12 protein-coding genes are annotated in these 14,723 nt (G+C 66.3%); 5 read left to right on the plus strand and 7 right to left on the minus strand.

What is annotated here, in order from left to right:
• Positions 1–153: 153 nt before the first annotated feature.
• Positions 154–888 carry a class I SAM-dependent methyltransferase gene (locus tag LRG10_RS00110; protein ID WP_238634334.1) on the minus strand — a complete coding sequence of 245 codons (735 nt, stop codon included), beginning with the start codon at positions 886–888 and terminating at the stop codon, positions 154–156.
• Positions 875–2,800, minus strand: a complete 1,926-nt coding sequence (locus LRG10_RS00115; protein WP_238634336.1) for a hypothetical protein — start codon at positions 2,798–2,800, stop codon at positions 875–877. The genes LRG10_RS00110 and LRG10_RS00115 overlap by 14 nt, the downstream gene beginning before the upstream one ends.
• Positions 2,801–2,897: 97 nt before the next feature.
• On the opposite strand from LRG10_RS00115, the gene LRG10_RS00120 reads away from it, so the two are divergent.
• Genes LRG10_RS00120 through LRG10_RS00130 form a run of 3 tightly spaced genes read left to right on the plus strand, consistent with a single transcriptional unit; the run spans position 2,898 to position 6,265 of the window.
• The gene (locus LRG10_RS00120; RefSeq protein WP_238634338.1) at positions 2,898–4,505 is read left to right on the plus strand and encodes an acyl-CoA ligase (AMP-forming), exosortase A system-associated; all 1,608 of its coding nucleotides are present in this window, start codon (positions 2,898–2,900) and stop codon (positions 4,503–4,505) included.
• Positions 4,492–5,763 (plus strand): pyridoxal-dependent decarboxylase, exosortase A system-associated, encoded by a 1,272-nt coding sequence (locus LRG10_RS00125; protein WP_238634339.1) that lies wholly within the window; start codon positions 4,492–4,494, stop codon positions 5,761–5,763. Before LRG10_RS00120 ends, LRG10_RS00125 begins: the two co-directional genes overlap by 14 nt.
• Entirely contained in the window at positions 5,747–6,265 is a 519-nt protein-coding gene (locus LRG10_RS00130; RefSeq protein ID WP_238634341.1) for a hypothetical protein, read from the plus strand. The genes LRG10_RS00125 and LRG10_RS00130 overlap by 17 nt, the downstream gene beginning before the upstream one ends.
• Positions 6,266–6,311: 46 nt before the next feature.
• On the opposite strand, the gene LRG10_RS00135 is transcribed toward LRG10_RS00130, so the two are convergent.
• Positions 6,312–7,625, minus strand: coding sequence for a VanZ family protein (locus LRG10_RS00135; RefSeq protein WP_238634342.1), 1,314 nt, complete (start codon positions 7,623–7,625; stop codon positions 6,312–6,314).
• Between the two features lie 258 nt (positions 7,626–7,883).
• On the opposite strand from LRG10_RS00135, the gene LRG10_RS00140 reads away from it, so the two are divergent.
• Positions 7,884–8,480: a GNAT family N-acetyltransferase gene (locus tag LRG10_RS00140; protein WP_238634344.1), complete on the plus strand. Its 597-nt coding sequence runs from the start codon at positions 7,884–7,886 to the stop codon at positions 8,478–8,480.
• Positions 8,481–8,527: 47 nt separating this feature from the next.
• Positions 8,528–9,832: a hypothetical protein gene (locus LRG10_RS00145; protein WP_238634346.1), complete on the plus strand. Its 1,305-nt coding sequence runs from the start codon at positions 8,528–8,530 to the stop codon at positions 9,830–9,832.
• Between the two features lie 13 nt (positions 9,833–9,845).
• Here the strand turns inward: LRG10_RS00145 and LRG10_RS00150 are convergent, their stop codons facing one another.
• The 4 genes from LRG10_RS00150 to LRG10_RS00165 all read right to left on the minus strand — a co-directional run bounded on the left by LRG10_RS00150 (position 9,846) and on the right by LRG10_RS00165 (position 14,627).
• Positions 9,846–10,760 (minus strand): polysaccharide deacetylase family protein, encoded by a 915-nt coding sequence (locus LRG10_RS00150; protein ID WP_238634347.1) that lies wholly within the window; start codon positions 10,758–10,760, stop codon positions 9,846–9,848.
• Between the two features lie 92 nt (positions 10,761–10,852).
• On the minus strand, positions 10,853–11,716 hold the full coding sequence (locus tag LRG10_RS00155; RefSeq protein WP_238634349.1) for an ATP-grasp fold amidoligase family protein: 864 nt from the start codon (positions 11,714–11,716) through the stop codon (positions 10,853–10,855).
• Positions 11,713–12,708, minus strand: a complete 996-nt coding sequence (locus LRG10_RS00160) for a GNAT family N-acetyltransferase (protein WP_238634351.1) — start codon at positions 12,706–12,708, stop codon at positions 11,713–11,715. The genes LRG10_RS00155 and LRG10_RS00160 overlap by 4 nt, the downstream gene beginning before the upstream one ends.
• Positions 12,709–12,830: 122 nt before the next feature.
• Complete coding sequence (locus tag LRG10_RS00165) at positions 12,831–14,627, minus strand: ABC transporter ATP-binding protein (protein ID WP_238634353.1); 1,797 nt, start codon at positions 14,625–14,627, stop codon at positions 12,831–12,833.
• Positions 14,628–14,723 lie beyond the last annotated feature (96 nt).

Below are 14,723 nucleotides of genomic sequence, written 5' to 3' on the forward strand. Positions count from 1 at the left end.
GCAAGATTCGTACCGATGAGCGGCGGGACGACTCAGCCCTCTGTTCCGTCAGGGTGTTGACGCGTCCTTCGAGGTCGCTTCCCTCTCCCCGAACCGCCCGATGTAAAACCTCCTGACGGTATCGGTCCCACAACCGGGGCCGCCCCACCAGCCTCAACCGACTCGGGCCCGGATGAGGAAGGAGTGGCAGAGACGCCGTTCCAGTGCCGGCACGATCCGCAGTGCACCGCGCACCACGCTCTGCTCCACCCAAGGCTGCAGTCGGGCTATCCGCCCGGGCAATAACAGCAACCAGGCAACCTCCCGGACCTCCACGCCCATCGTCTCGAAGTCCTCAACGACGGCAGTATAGTCGTCATAGCGCAGGTGCGGGGAACGGCCGGCCCGCCTGCGGCGCCACTCGGCGAGGACCGTGGGCAAACACCCGGCGTTGAGGGCGTCCACCCAGATTTCGCCGCCGGGGCGCACCACCCGGGCCATCTCCGCCAGCGCGGGGCGCGGCCCCGGCAGCGCCTGGAGGACCCCGAGGCACAGCACGCCGTCGAAGAGATCATCGCCAAAAGGCAGCCGCTGGGCATCTCCGGCCACCCAGGGAATCTCCGACTCGCTGCGCTGCTGCGCCTTGTGCAGGGAAGGTGGCGAGTAATCCAGGCCGACCACCTCACGCCCGCCTGCCCGCAGATAGCGCGTGTAGGTGCCGGCACCGCAGCCTAGGTCCAGCCACCGGCCCGCCGGGGCATCCACCTGCTCCCAGATTTGGCGAAACTGGCGGAAGCGGGCATCCAGCCCGGTGGGCGTCCACCCCGCGATCCCGGCATCATCCTCCAAGGTGGCGCCGCGCTGCATGAACCGCCGCTGCCAGCGCCGCGCAAAATCAGGATCGGTCACCGCGCCTCCCTGTCTCGTGATCCGGCTCGTCGAGCCGCCCGCTGCCTGGACCGGCATGACCCGCTGCCACTCCCAGCAAGAGCACCAGGTAGAAAAGCAGCGCGATATGGGGATTGAAGAAGATGGTCGCGAACATCGCCACTGCCAGCGCCCCGGTGATCCCCGCGCCAGCCGCCAGCGCCGCCAGCGTCGGCGGGCGGGCGTACGGTGCGAGGGCCCACAGTCCGGTGGCGACGAGCACCAGCCATAGCACCGCCCCCGCGACCCCCTGGTCGAAGTAGAGCTCCAGCAGCTGGTTCTCGGTGCGCCAGGCGTCGTAGTTGCTCGTGGTATAGAACCAGTGTCGCCCTGCCGCCGCAAACGTCCCGTTTTTGAGCAGCTGAGGGCCGTCGCCCCGGTGAATGCGGATCTCGTCCATGAGCAGTGGCCCCGGCAAGCCATCCTCGCGACTTAGCGAGAAGACCAGCGAGCGCTCTAGCCCAGGCATCCCGCGCCCGGCGGGCGGTTCCAACCGGAGTGCTGTCTCACGCCACTGCGCGCCGCCCCCGTCGCCGAGCCCATCAAACTGGATCAACCCCTCCACGCACTCGACCGGGTAGACCAGGGACTCCTCACAGAGGGCCGCACGCAGCCGGGCACCCGGCGGCCCCTGCACCCGGAGCACAACCTCCACCCACTCCGGTCGGTCGGCGGCGGGCAGCCGCTGGGCGAGGCGCCCGGTCGGATCCTTGCCCATCCAGAGCATCGCGGTCTCGCCCTGCCCCAAGAAACCGTACTGTCCAACGGGATCGTCTACCTGCGCTGCGGTGCGGTAGGCCGCCGGGAAGGTCCCCACGCCGTGCCCCATCCACGGCGTCCGGGCTGTCTCCGCGGAAATCGCCAGGATCGTCGCCCAGCGATCCCAGCGCCCCTCCGCGTCACGGGTCGTGGTGGACCAGCGGTCGCTGGCGAAGCCGTCGAGCATCGCCAGGGCGATCCCGATCGCCACGGGAATCGGGATCCACGCCAACAGGATGCTTGTCCGGCGGCTCCGCCCCCCGGCACGGGTCAACAAGGGCCCGCCGAAGAGCGCCAGGACCAACAACGCCACGGCGACGGCCAACCACGCCGAGCGCGTAAACGTCACCACGGTGGCGTAGCTGACCAGCAGGCTGACCGTCAGCGTCCAGAGCAGCGCCCAGCGGCGCCGGGTCCAGGCCCAGACCAGCGCGAAGGGGATCGTCAGGGCGAGGAATGCCGCCAGGCTGGGCCCACCGACGTGCATGTCGGTGAACCAGCCGGCCACCCGGAAGCCGCTCTCGGTGTCCCAGAGTCCGGGGTAGACAGCCCGCTCGCGAACCACTGCGGCCACCGCAGCGAGACACCCCAGCGCCATCCCCGGCACCAGCCCGCACAGGAACTGCTCGCGGGGCGGATCCGGGGCGTAGCGCACCAGCAACAAGGCGCCGAACGCCAGCACTACGCCGGAAGCGGTGCGGCCGGTGTTCCAGGGCGCGGCGTAGTCCACCCAGGGCCCCGGTGCCTGGGTCAGCCACCACCAGACGGCCACCCCAACGCCGAGCGCCGTTGAAGCGAATAGCCCGTAAAACGAGAAGCGCAGCGGCGCTGGCAGCAGGGCGGGCAACCCCGGCGAACGATCCGAATGCTGAAGCGCCGGCCAGCGCACGAGTGCCACCGCGAACGTCATCATCAGCAGCAGCTCCACCTCCCCGAAGTGGAGCCACCCGGTCCACGGCATCCCGTCGAGCAGGGCCACCGCAGACGGCAAGACCCAGAGCCAGGCCAGGGGGTAGCGAGTCAGGGCAACCGCGTAGGCGACCAACCCCACCGCCAGCCAGGCCCCGCCCTGGGGCCAATGGAGCGCCAGCGTGAGGGTCAGCAGGGCGAGCAGCAGACCACCCACCTGGGGCATCCATGCCCCCCATCCCACCGTTGACCTCCAGCAAAACCTGCCGGGACCTGTACACTCGTTGGTACGTCGCACGCTCACGGATGCACCTGTCAGGGATATGGCGGAACGACTCCACGACCTGCTCCTCGCCCCGGCCCACGAGCAAGCCGGCCGGATCGCGTTGCGCCAGGCGGGCAACCCGGCGGCGCTCCTTCGCTACGAGCAACTCGCCGAGGAGGTCGAGCGCACCGCCGCCGCGCTGCTTGATCAAGGCCTTGAACCGGACGATCGGGTGGCAGTCTACTTGGAAAAGCGGCCGGAAGCGGTGGTCAGCCTCTTCGCGGCGGCGGCTGCCGGCGGCATCGCAGTACCCATCAACCCGGTCCTCAAACCCGCGCAGGTCGGCCATATCCTGCGCGATGCTGGCGCGCGCTTTCTGATCACCTCCGCGGCTCGCTGCCAGCCCCTCCAGGCCGAATTGCCACACTGCCCGACCCTTGGGCACGTCTGGTGGGTGGAGGATGCACCGGCGCCGGACGCTCTGCCTCGAGGCATTGCGGGCCATCGCTGGGATCAGCGGCCGCGGCGCGCCCCCGAACCACGTCCCCGGCGTATCGAGCACGATGCGGCGATGCTGCTCTACACCTCCGGCAGTACCGGTCTACCCAAGGGCGTGGCCCTCTCGCACCGCAACCTGACCGCCGGGGCCGCGAGTGTCGTCGCCTACCTGGAGAACGACGCCGAAGATCGCATCCTGGCGGCCCTGCCGCTGAGCTTCGACTACGGCTTCAGCCAGCTGACCACCGCTTTCATGGTAGGCGCTGAAGTCGTTCTTCACGACTACCTTTTGCCGCGGGAAGTCCCCCAAAAGGTAGCGGAGCACGGCATCACCGGGCTCGCAGGCGTCCCACCCATGTGGTTCGACCTGGCCGCACTGCCTTGGCCGGCGGCCGCGCACACCCACTTGCGCTATGTCACCAACTCCGGTGGGGCCCTGCCTCGCCCGACGCTGGAGGCACTGCGCCGCCAGCTCCCGGAGGCGAAGCTCTACCTGATGTATGGACTGACCGAGGCATTCCGCTCCACCTACCTGCCCCCCGAGGAGCTCGACGCCCGCCCGGATTCCATCGGCCGAGCCATTCCCAATGCCGAGGTCCAGGTGGTTCGGCCCGACGGCAGTGCTTGCGCCCCGTACGAGCACGGTGAGCTCATCCACCGTGGCCCGCAGGTGGCACTGGGGTATTGGAACGCCCCCGAGGCCACCGCAGAGCGCTTCCGGCCCGCTCCCAACCGGCCGGCTGCGCTACCGTCCACGGAATACGCTGTCTGGTCCGGCGACACGGTCTACGCCGATGAGCAGGGCTTCCTCTACTTCGTCGGACGTACCGACGAGCTGATCAAGACCTCGGGCTACCGGGTCAGCCCCCAGGAGATCGAGGCGGCGGTGCTGGAGATACCAGGGGTGCAGGAGTGCGTTGCCATTGGCCTGCCGGACCCGCGGCTGGGTCAGCGCATCGCGGTGGTGATCGCCACCGCCGCCGGGACAGGCATCGACGCGGAGACGATCCGCCAGGCCTGCCGATCGCGCCTGCCCTCCTTCATGGTCCCGGAAACCTTCCGGATCCAGGGGCACGGCCTCCCGCGAACCGCCAACGGCAAGATCGACCGTACCGCCCTGCGCCACCATCTACTCGATACCGAGGCCCGCGACCATGCAGCGCCTTGAAGAACTGCCCTGCATGCGGACCTTCACGGTGCGCGACGGTTGCCTGAGCCTGAGCGGCAGACCGGTCCCTGAGCTGGTAGCCGAGGCCGGCGGGACACCGGTGTATCTGTACGACGAAGCCATGCTGCAGACGCGGCTGGCCGAACTCCGGGGCGCCCTCCCCGGCGATGTGGCCGTGCATTACGCCGTCAAGGCGAACCCCATGCCGGCGTTGCTCCAGTGCCTTGCCGACCGCGTGGATGGATTCGATATCGCCTCTGCCGGCGAGTTGGAGCGGCTGCTTGCCATCGGTGTTGCCCCGGACCGGATCAGCTTTGCCGGCCCGGGCAAGCGCGATGACGAGCTTGCCGCCGCCATTGCGGCCGGGATCACGCTGCACATCGAGTCCGCCGGCGAACTGGAGCGGGTGGCGGAGCTGGCGACCCGTTCCGAAGCGAGACCCCGGGTCGCCCTGCGCATCAACCCAAACTTTGAACTCAAACGCTCTGGCATGAGGATGGCCGGCGGCCCGCAGCCCTTTGGGATCGACGCCGAGTGCGCACCGCAGCTCCTGCAACGCATGGATGCGCTGCCGGTCGCCTTCCAGGGCTTCCACCTCTTCGCCGGCTCACAGAATCTGCGCACCGATCTGCTGATCGAGGCACTGGATCCGATGTTCCGGCTCCTCGGCGACCTGGCCGCGCAGGCGCCCGAACCGGTCCGACAAGTCACCCTGGGGGCCGGACTCGGCATCCCCTACTTCCCCGGCGATCAGCCGGTGGACCTGCCCGCCTACGCCCGGGCGCTGGATATCTGCCTGGCCCAGCGCGCGGAGAGCCTTCGGGGAGCCCGGATCGCCCTGGAGCTGGGCCGTTACCTGGTGGGTGAGGCCGGCGTCTATATCACCCGGGTGATCGACCGCAAGATCTCGCGCGGACAGGTCTATCTGGTTACCGACGGGGGCATGCACCACCACCTGGCAGCCTCCGGCAACCTCGGCCAGGTCGTGCGACGCAACTTCCCAGTGGCGGTGGCCAACCGGATGGACGCACCAGCCCAAGAGACCGCTACCGTAGTTGGCCCACTGTGCACCCCCCTGGACCGCCTCGCCGAGCAGGTGGAACTCCCCACCGCCGAACCGGGGGATCTGATCGCCGTCTTCCAGTCGGGGGCCTACGGGCTGACGGCCAGTCCGGTGCACTTCCTCAGCCATCCCTTGCCGAGGGAGAGACTGATTCCGTTGAACAAGGAGGGTTCAGGCCATGGCCACACCCGTTGACACCTTCCAGCGCTATTTCCGGTACAGGCTGCGCCGCGGACGGGGTCACGATGTGGTCTCCGTCGTCTACACAGGGGACTCGGCGCAGAGCCCATCGCAGGAACCACAGACTTCGGCCTCGGTTGAACTGGTACCGCAACAACGCACAGCCCTGGTCCGGGATATCCGCATCACCCCAGAGTTCCAGCTGCGCGAGGATGAGGGCGAAAACACACACGGCGACCTGAAGCGGTTACGCCACATCTACAGCCGAACCTTTCCACTACCCTACGCGGCGGCGATGGCCGGGGCCCTGGCCCACGCCAGCAACCGCGACTACCAAAAGCTAAGGGCTTATCTCTCAAGGGATGAGATCCGCATCCTGCCGCGCCTTTTCGCTTTGGAACACTGCGGCGATCGTGAGTATCAGGGACAGACGCGCCAGCTTCTGAACACCGCGGCGGAGCGCATGCCGGTGTTCTACGAGTTCGTCTGTATTGCCCACCGACAGCTGAAGGAGTGATGACGCCCCTCGCCGAGCGACCTCCAAGCCATCCCGCTCCTCTGTATTAGCGCGGGGCCGGCGCGCCCCTGCGCGTGAGAGCGAAGGCGAACCAATCGAGCAGGATCACGGCCCCCGCCGCAGCAAGGCCGGCGAGCACTAACGAACTGGAGTCGGGGCGCCCCCCCTCCGTAAACAGCTTGCCGAACTCCACCAACGCGGCGAGACTCACCGCGACCCCGGCCGCCCAGGCTGCAATCTGGTGACGCGTCGCCCGAACCCGCAAGGCCAGGAGCCAGGCGAACACCCCCAATGGTGCATAGAGCAGCAGATGGAGGAGCACGCTGCGTAAGGCCGCAACTTCGGCAACGTTGTAGTGGTAATAGAAAGGGAGCAACCTGGTTCCCTGAAGGGTCTCCAAGGCTTGGTCCACATCCCATTGGTAGGGGCGGAACTCGTGGCTTCCCACTACAAGAAGAAGGACATAGGGCAGTCCGGCACCCGCCACGATCAATGGCCCCCATTGCCGCAACACGGCCAAAAGGCGGCTGGCGTCGGTCAACATGCTCCGCCCGACGAAGATCCCCAGGGTGATGCCGAAGGCGCGCATCAGTGCCGAACGCCCCTCAACGACCCCGGAGGCCACGAAAAGATTGAGTAGCTCCAGACCCATGGCCACCGCGAGCGCTAACGCCATGCCGGCCTGCCAAGGCTCCTGTCGAGTGCGCGGGATCAGCACGGCCAGCAACAGGCCCAGCGGGATGCTGGCCACCAGCTCGGCACCCCGAAACCCTATACAGGAAGGATCCGCGAGGCAGCCCGCACTCTGCGCCCATAGGCTAAAATCGCTGGATACCAGGCGCTCGGCAAGCGCCCAAGGACTGACCACCAGATCAAAGGGCAGCAGTATCAGTCCAACGTAAGCGACAACGTATGCAGAAAGGAAGACCACCAACGCCGCGGGTCCGCCGTGACGTACCTGCTCAAGCCAGCGACCGAGCCAGGTTCGCAGGGCGAACCAACTGACCACCCCGATGACGCCACCGAGGAAATTTCCACTCATATCGGCAATGGCGGGGTAACGAACAGGCAGCCAGATCTGCAGGAACTCGATGGTCATGGTGGTCACCAACGCAACCAAAACCGCGAGCAGACCCATGAAAACCTGCCCCACCCGGTTCCGGACAGCGTGCGTAAGCCAAGCCGCCCAGAAGAACCCCAACGGGATATAGAGCAGAACATTGGCCACCCATTGGCCCTGATTACCTCCGGTGATCCCCCGGAAACCGATGCCGGTGTAGATCTCCCAGGCCCGTTCCAGACTGGTGTCACCGAACTCAAACGGCAGCAAAGTGGCGTAGGCCACCACCGCCAGGCTCAACCAGGCGCCCAATAGACAAGCACGATGGCTTAGTGGGTCGCGACACCGCGGGTCAGCCACGTGACAACCTTCTCGCCGAGGAGTCGGAGCGATGGCATGATAGAGCAGAGACTGACAAAAGCAACCCAGACACCTGCCAAATGGAGAACCACGATAACCGGCTGCTCACGGACGGATCAGTCCTTGGTGAAAAAAATGGGTCCGCTGAACGCTGCGCTGATCCTTCTTAACGGTCTCCTACGAAGGGTTTCTCCGCGCATGGAGGCGCATCGGTACTACCTGCTGGCACAGCCGGTAGGCCGGAATCAGCTCCTGCCGGACAACTTTAGCCATACCATCCGTGTCGAGCGAACCCCTGCCGACGCCACGATCCTGACCCATTGTGGGCGCTCGGCGGAAGCGGTGCGCGCGCGCGCCCAGGCCGGTGCAGTCTGTTTCGTCGCTTACCAGAACGACGAGGCTAGCGGTTTCCTCTGGCTGCACCCCGGCCCCCACGAGGAGCACACGCATCCCTGCGTGCTGCAACCGACTCCCCCCGGGCAAGCGTGGCTCGATCTGGATATCGTTATCCTGCCTCATGCGAGGCACACACTGACCTTCGCAGCCCTTTGGGATGCCGCCAACGCCTATCTCCGCGAGCAGAACGCATCCTGGTGCCAAAGCCGCATCTCGGCATTCAACACCCACTCCCTGCGCGCCCACCAGCGGCTGGGGGCCCGGGTCACCGGGAGCCTCACCTTCCTTCAGTTTGGACGCTGGCACGTTGTCTTCGGTGGCGCTGCCCCCGGGATCCACCTGAGCACACCTGATCGAGGCAAGCCCGTTGTACGACTGCGAGCGCCGTGCGACACCTGAACGTACATAATTGGGGCCGGGGCCAGATGGAAGGTGGAGTCCGAACCGTGAGCGACCTGAACCGAACTGCCCGCACATTAGCTCTTTACCCACTCATGCTGCTCGCTCTGACCACGGGTCTACTCGCCCAGATGGCCCATGCGAAGCCCCTCGCCGAGAAGGTGGCCGAACTACGCCCCGGCGACGAGCTCGAGCTCGAACCGGGCACCTACTCCGGCGGCCTCGATCTGCGCGGCCTGAGAGGAACAGAGCAGCGACCGATCGTGATCCGCGGCCCGGAAAAAGGCGAGGGACAGGAAGCCGCTGTGCTGCTCGGTGAATCAGGGCGAAACACAGTCCGCTTCGAGAATTCGGCCCATATCGTACTTAAAAACCTGGAGCTCGATGGCCGGGGGCGGAACATCTCCGCCGTCGTGGCGGAGGCCACGGGCGACTACGCCCATGACATCACGCTCGAAGGCCTTTCCATCCACGGCTATGACGCGATTCGCGGCAACTCCGGCATCACCACCCGCTCCACCGCATGGAACTGGGTCATCCGCAACAACGACATCCGCCGCGTTGGAACGGGGATGTACCTGGGCCAACCCGGGGGCGCGCCCTTTATCGCCGGCGTCATCGAGGGCAACCGGATTGCCGAGACCCTCGGCTATGGCACACAGATCAAGCACCAGGGAGAACGCACCATGGTGCCCGGTATGCCAACAGAACCTCAACGCACCATCATCCGCGGCAACACCTTCGACAAGGCCGAGGGCGGCGAGCGCGGCAGTGGCGCCCGCCCCAACCTCCTGGTGGGACACTTCCCGCCCTCCGGGCCGGGGCAGCACGACCAGTACCTGATACACGGCAACCTCTTCTTTGAGAATCCGCACGAGCGCCTATTCCAGGGAGAGGGCAACGTCGCCCTCTATAACAACCTCTTCGTCAATCGACACAGGGCTTCCGGGCTGGGAGGGGATGGCGCGATCTTCCTGCGTCATAATGACGTGCCCAAAGACCTCTACGTCCTCAACAACACTTTTGTCACCGAGGGATTCGGGCTGCGGATTGCCGAGCCGGATACGGACTACGAGCAGATCGTGCAGGGCAATGCGATCTTCTCCGCAGAACCCTTGAGCTTGGATGGCATCGAGGCCCCCTACAACTTCACAGCCAACTTGGCCGCAGCCCGGGATAAACTGGTCAATGCGGACGGCAGCTTAGAGCAGCTGGATCTGACACCCCGTGCCGGGGCATTGGAACGAGAGGCAGACCTATCCTGGCCCATTGAACTCCCCGGACTGGACCGGGATTACCATGGCGCCCAACGCTCCCAATCGGTCTGGGGCGCCCTGGAGGCGGCGGAGTAACCCCCGCGGTTCGTCAGGCGGTGACCGTTTTCGGCCGACGGATGCAGAGGTTACGAAACATCCGCGCCGCAAAGCCGCGGGCATGTCGATCCCACGGCGTAAACCGAGGGAGTTGCCAAGGATCGGCGCACCGTCGCGCCGCCCCCCACGCCGTCGATACCGCGGCCTGAAAGCCGCAAGCCTTCACGAGCTGCACATCACGCGCGGTGTAATCGTGCCCCGGCCGCCCGTTTGGATAGGCAAACAGCCGCACCGGCTCACCGATCACGTCCTCGAGGACCTCGCGGCTGCCCCCGATCTCCGCGCGAGCGGTGGCGTCATCGACACGGCTTAAGATGGGATGGGTGCGGGTGTGCGCCCCGATCTCAAAACCGCCGGCGGCCAACCGACGAACCCCGCCGGTGGTCATCATCAGATCGCATGGCAGCGACACCCCGCTCTCACGCACCAGCCGAGCGACCCCTTCTTCCCGCTCCGCCCCGTCCAGGTGCTTGACAGTACGGATGATCGCCTCAGCCAGCCGGTGCCGATCCTCGTCGCCAGCGATTCGCCAGACGCCAACCCCCCAGGCACTCAAGTCCGTTTGCCCTTTCGGCAAGGCTCGCACGACCTCGATGATCCGGTCATTGAACATGACCCCCCCATCCAGGTACTCCGCGGCGACGAAGCAGGTGGCCGGAAGGCCTAGGGCGTGGAGAACCGGGAGGGCGCAGTGGAGATTGTCGGCGTAACCGTCGTCAAAGGTGATACAGGCAGCCCGCGGCGGCAACCGACCGCGCCGCAACGCGGCCACGGCCTCGGACAAAGGCAGGACCCGGAACAGCGCCTGGACCCAGGCCATCTGCTCGGCGAACTCGGCCTGGTCGGGCTCCCCAGGCCGCAGCGGATCCCGCTCGGGCAGGACCCGGTGGTAGATCAGGATGCTCAATGCCCCGCTGCCCCCTGGCGCCAGGAGCCGCAAAGGGAGCCGCGCTGCGGCGAGCGCTGCCTGCTCGACCCGAGAAGGCGCCACCGGAACGCTCATGCGAACAGCCGGTCGGAGACCGGCCCCTCCGCCTCCGGCGGGATGAATGGCACATCTGCGCTTTCCGGACAATTGGTCAGCTCACCGACGAAGCAGTGCTGCCCATCCGTGTAGAGATCGACACGGATGAACTCAAACGGCGCAGCCAAGGCAGCGGCCAGATCGAGCATCTCCTGCAGGTTTTCGGGCCGCGGCACCGACCGATCGGCCGGCGGATAGAGCATGGAGGCGCACAGGTCTTCCCACTCCGGCGTGTAGAGCGCCCGCGTGTGGCGGACATGCCGATCCAGATCCACCTGGATCAGGCGGGGCTCGCCCCGATAGCAGAAGACCTTGTAATCAGCGATATTGGTATCCTCGAAGAGGATCGGCTCGACGATCACCCGCGGCTGCAGGTAGCGGTGGTTGATCTCACGCATCGTGTCGTAGTGGTTGTGATCGAGCCAATCGACCAAGCGCTCACGATCCACCGGAGTCTCCGTCGTGTGGAAGGCCACCTCGCCGGAGAGGTGGGTGGGCTTGATGCAGCAACGCTCGGGCAGCTGCGCCTGCCGCACTGCTTCTGGCGAATCAAGCAACGCCACGGTCGGCACGTTGTAGGACTCCCCGACCTGCGCCCGCACGTAGAGTTTGACCCACGCCTTGTCGGTAACCAGCATGCGCAGGGGGTCGAGCAGCGTATCGCTGGTTTTGAGCCGGAAGAGGTAATCCGGCAAACGCATCGCCGAAGATGGCCAGCGCCGATGGGTCCGCAGGAATCGGAGGAGCGCCACCACCCGATCCCCGATGCGGTTCCTGGGCGCCAGCCGCAGGACCACTCGTCCGATTAGGCTACCCCGCTTGTCGACGGCTTCACTCATGCTCGCTCCTCTGAGCTTTCCAGCAGACGGTCCACAGCGCGCACGACGCCCAACCGCCAGCGCGGCCGCTGAATGCGGACCCGAAGCATCTCCCCCCGGGCGCTTGCCAGGCTCCGCTTGTACTGGCTATCGCCGACCAGCAGATCGTACCGATCCCACCCCTGCCGGGCGGCATGGGCCACCGCAAGCGCATGGCAGACCAGCCCGGGCTTCAACCGCTGGTCGTCGCTGTAGTTCAGGCCGCCCTGGTAATTGCAGACCGAACCTCCGCCGCGAAGGTTATACAGATAGCCGACCTCATGCGCCGGGGCGCGCACCCGAAACATCTCCACGACGCCCCTCGGCACCGCCGCACGAACCAAACGCCGGTGGAAATCGAGCACCCGGGGATGGGCAAACGCCCCCTGGAAACCGCGCCGCGTCTGCCAATGCCGCTGGTGGAGGCGAACCAGCTGCTCGAACCACTCGATCGCCTGCTCGGCATCCGGCGCCGCTTCCTGATGCAGGGCCTCAGGCCCGCCGTATAGCCGCATCGCACGCCGGATCTGATAGCGCGTGTTGGCGCTCAGCCCGCTCAAGTAGTCGGCCAGATCGGCGATGCCGGAGAGTTCCACGTAGAAGTATGGTTTGCACTCCTCAACCCGGGGGGTGAGCGGGAGCCCCACCAGGGCCCGACGCAGGGTCTCCCAACGGTCGGCTCGGACCCAGCCAACCAGCAATTCGTCCCAGTCCCGCCGCTGCAGGAGATGCTCGAGCAGAGCGCGGAACGCCGGCACCTGGTCGCCGCCTTCCGCCAACAGGCCGTTGTGCTCAAGGCCGACGCGATCCAGTGCGGCACACCCTGTCTCATTAAGGGCATACCGGCGCAGCGGCACGCCGTGATCCCAAGCCCGGCGCGGACCACCCAGGCAGAGTGCGGCACGTGCCTCGCCATCGCGGGTAATCAGCCAGGGCTGAAACCTGCCACTAGCCGGGTTCAAGGCCCGGTACAACGACTCCTGCCAGGCTCGTGAGAGGAAGGGATTGCCCCCGGCCCGACCAAAAAGCCAATCCCAATCCGTGGCCGCCTGCTCAAAGGGCACCGCACCAACACGCCACCCCCCCTGCGTCACGGTCAGGCCCCCGCCGCAAGCTTCCGGAATTCCGCCCCGCCCTCGTAGAGCTCTTCCCAGGTCCCCTCCTCGACCAACCTGCCCCGGGAGAGGACGAAGATCCGGTCACACGGCTGGACGGTAGAGAGCCGATGCGCGATCAGGATGACCGTCTTGGTCTGCCCGAGGTTGTAGATGGCATCCATGACGACCCGCTCCGTGGCGTTGTCGAGAGCGCTGGTCGCCTCATCCAGAACCAGCAGCGACGGGTCGTGATAGAGCGCCCGGGCGATCCCAATCCGCTGGCGCTGCCCGCCGGAGAGGCGCAAGCCGCGCTCCCCGATCACCGTATCGTAACCGTTCGGGAGCTCTTCACGGACGAAGGCGTCGAGATTGGCCATGCGGGCCGCTCGCTCGACCGCAATCTGATCAATGCGAGACTCCGGGATCCCGAGGGCGATGTTGCCGCGGACGGTGGTATCCGCCAGGAAGATGTGCTGCGGCACGTAGCCGATAGCGGCCTGCCAGCTGCGCATATTCGCCGCTGTGATGGGCTCACCATCCACCTTCATCCTCCCCTGTTCCGGCTCCAGCAAGCCTAGCAGGACATCGACGAGCGTACTCTTCCCCGCTCCCGAAGGCCCGACCAGCCCCACCCGGCTGTAGGCGGGGATGCGCAGGTCCAAGTCCTGAAGGGCGGGCTCATCCGCGTTCGGGTACCGGTAGGTCACGTGCTGTATGGCGATCTCGCGACGGGGCGTGAGGGGATCGACGGATTCCTGGGGATCCGGCAACGCGATCCAGTCGTCGTCGTCCCGGAGGTCCTGCACCAGGTGGTCCAGGGCGGGTTTGGTGAATCGTAACCGAGCTATCGCATTGAAAATCGCCTGGAAGGCTGGCACGAGGCGCTTGGCGGCGAGCGCATAGGCCCCAATGATGGGTAGCGTCTGCCCCAACCCACCCTGCCCCATCAGGAACAGGACCAGGAGGACGATGCCGCCGAAGGCGAAGGCCTCGATCGCGTAGATGGGCATGGCGCTGAGGATGCTGGCATTGGCCTGGGTCCGGGCATACTGCTGGGCCGCGTCCTGGTAACGGTCCAGATACACCCCCTCGCGGCCGAGCAGCCGGATCTCCTTGGCCCCCGCGAAGGCCTCGTTCACGGCCACAAAACGCTGCTGGTTGGCCCGAACCCGGGTGCCACCGATGCGGCTGAGCCAGTGGCGCGCGAGAAAGTAGATCCCGCCGTAAACCGCTGCGAAAGTCACCGCCACAAAGAGGGTCAGCACCGGGTAGAGCAGAAGCAGGAAACCAAGGAGCAAGACGACGACCAGCCCCTGGCTGACCAGCCGCAGGCACGGCATCACCGCCCCCTCAACGGTCTGACGGCTTTCCTCAAGCACGGTCTTGGCCAGATCGCCGGAGTTGCGGTTCACGAAGAAGACGTAGGGGCGGCGCAGATAGCCGCTCATCAGCCACTGCGAAACCCGGTACTGCAGCATGTGGGTATAACGCGTGGTGACCCACTTCGTCGCCGCCTCGAAGGCGTTGCCAAGGGTGATCGCCAGGAACGCCAGGATACCGAGCAGGTAGAGGAAGGCCTGCGTCGACTCGAAACCGAGGCCGTCAAAGGCGGTTGCCAGGGCCTCGCTCTGCTGAATGGTCTGCGGATCGCCCAGCACGGCCAGGAAGGGCATCACCGATGCCACCCCCACCAGCTGCAGGGCCCCGTTGCCGATCATCAACACCAAGAGTCCTGCCGCAATCCAGCGCTCCCGCCCCTGGATGAGGATGGACAGTTTGCCAAGCAAATCGCGCATGAAGGTGCTCCCTGAGCTTGATCCCTATCCAGACTGGGACAGGAAAGAGTGGACCGACGCACCCATAATGTAGTTCGTCGCCACGCTCTAAACCGA

This window comes from Halorhodospira sp. 9628, from assembly GCF_022228075.1.
Taxonomy (GTDB): domain Bacteria; phylum Pseudomonadota; class Gammaproteobacteria; order Nitrococcales; family Halorhodospiraceae; genus Halorhodospira; species Halorhodospira halophila_A.

What these genes read in the sequence shown, in the direction of transcription:
- LRG10_RS00115 (WP_238634336.1), bottom strand. Translation starts at nt 2,800, where the DNA reads ATGCCCCAGGTGGGTGGTCTGCTGCTCGCCCTGCTGACCCTCACGCTG.
- LRG10_RS00120 (WP_238634338.1), top strand. Translation starts at nt 2,898, where the DNA reads ATGGCGGAACGACTCCACGACCTGCTCCTCGCCCCGGCCCACGAGCAA.
- LRG10_RS00125 (WP_238634339.1), top strand. Translation starts at nt 4,492, where the DNA reads ATGCAGCGCCTTGAAGAACTGCCCTGCATGCGGACCTTCACGGTGCGC.
- LRG10_RS00130 (WP_238634341.1), top strand. Translation starts at nt 5,747, where the DNA reads ATGGCCACACCCGTTGACACCTTCCAGCGCTATTTCCGGTACAGGCTG.
- LRG10_RS00140 (WP_238634344.1), top strand. Translation starts at nt 7,884, where the DNA reads ATGGAGGCGCATCGGTACTACCTGCTGGCACAGCCGGTAGGCCGGAAT.
- LRG10_RS00155 (WP_238634349.1), bottom strand. Translation starts at nt 11,716, where the DNA reads ATGAGTGAAGCCGTCGACAAGCGGGGTAGCCTAATCGGACGAGTGGTC.
- LRG10_RS00165 (WP_238634353.1), bottom strand. Translation starts at nt 14,627, where the DNA reads ATGCGCGATTTGCTTGGCAAACTGTCCATCCTCATCCAGGGGCGGGAG.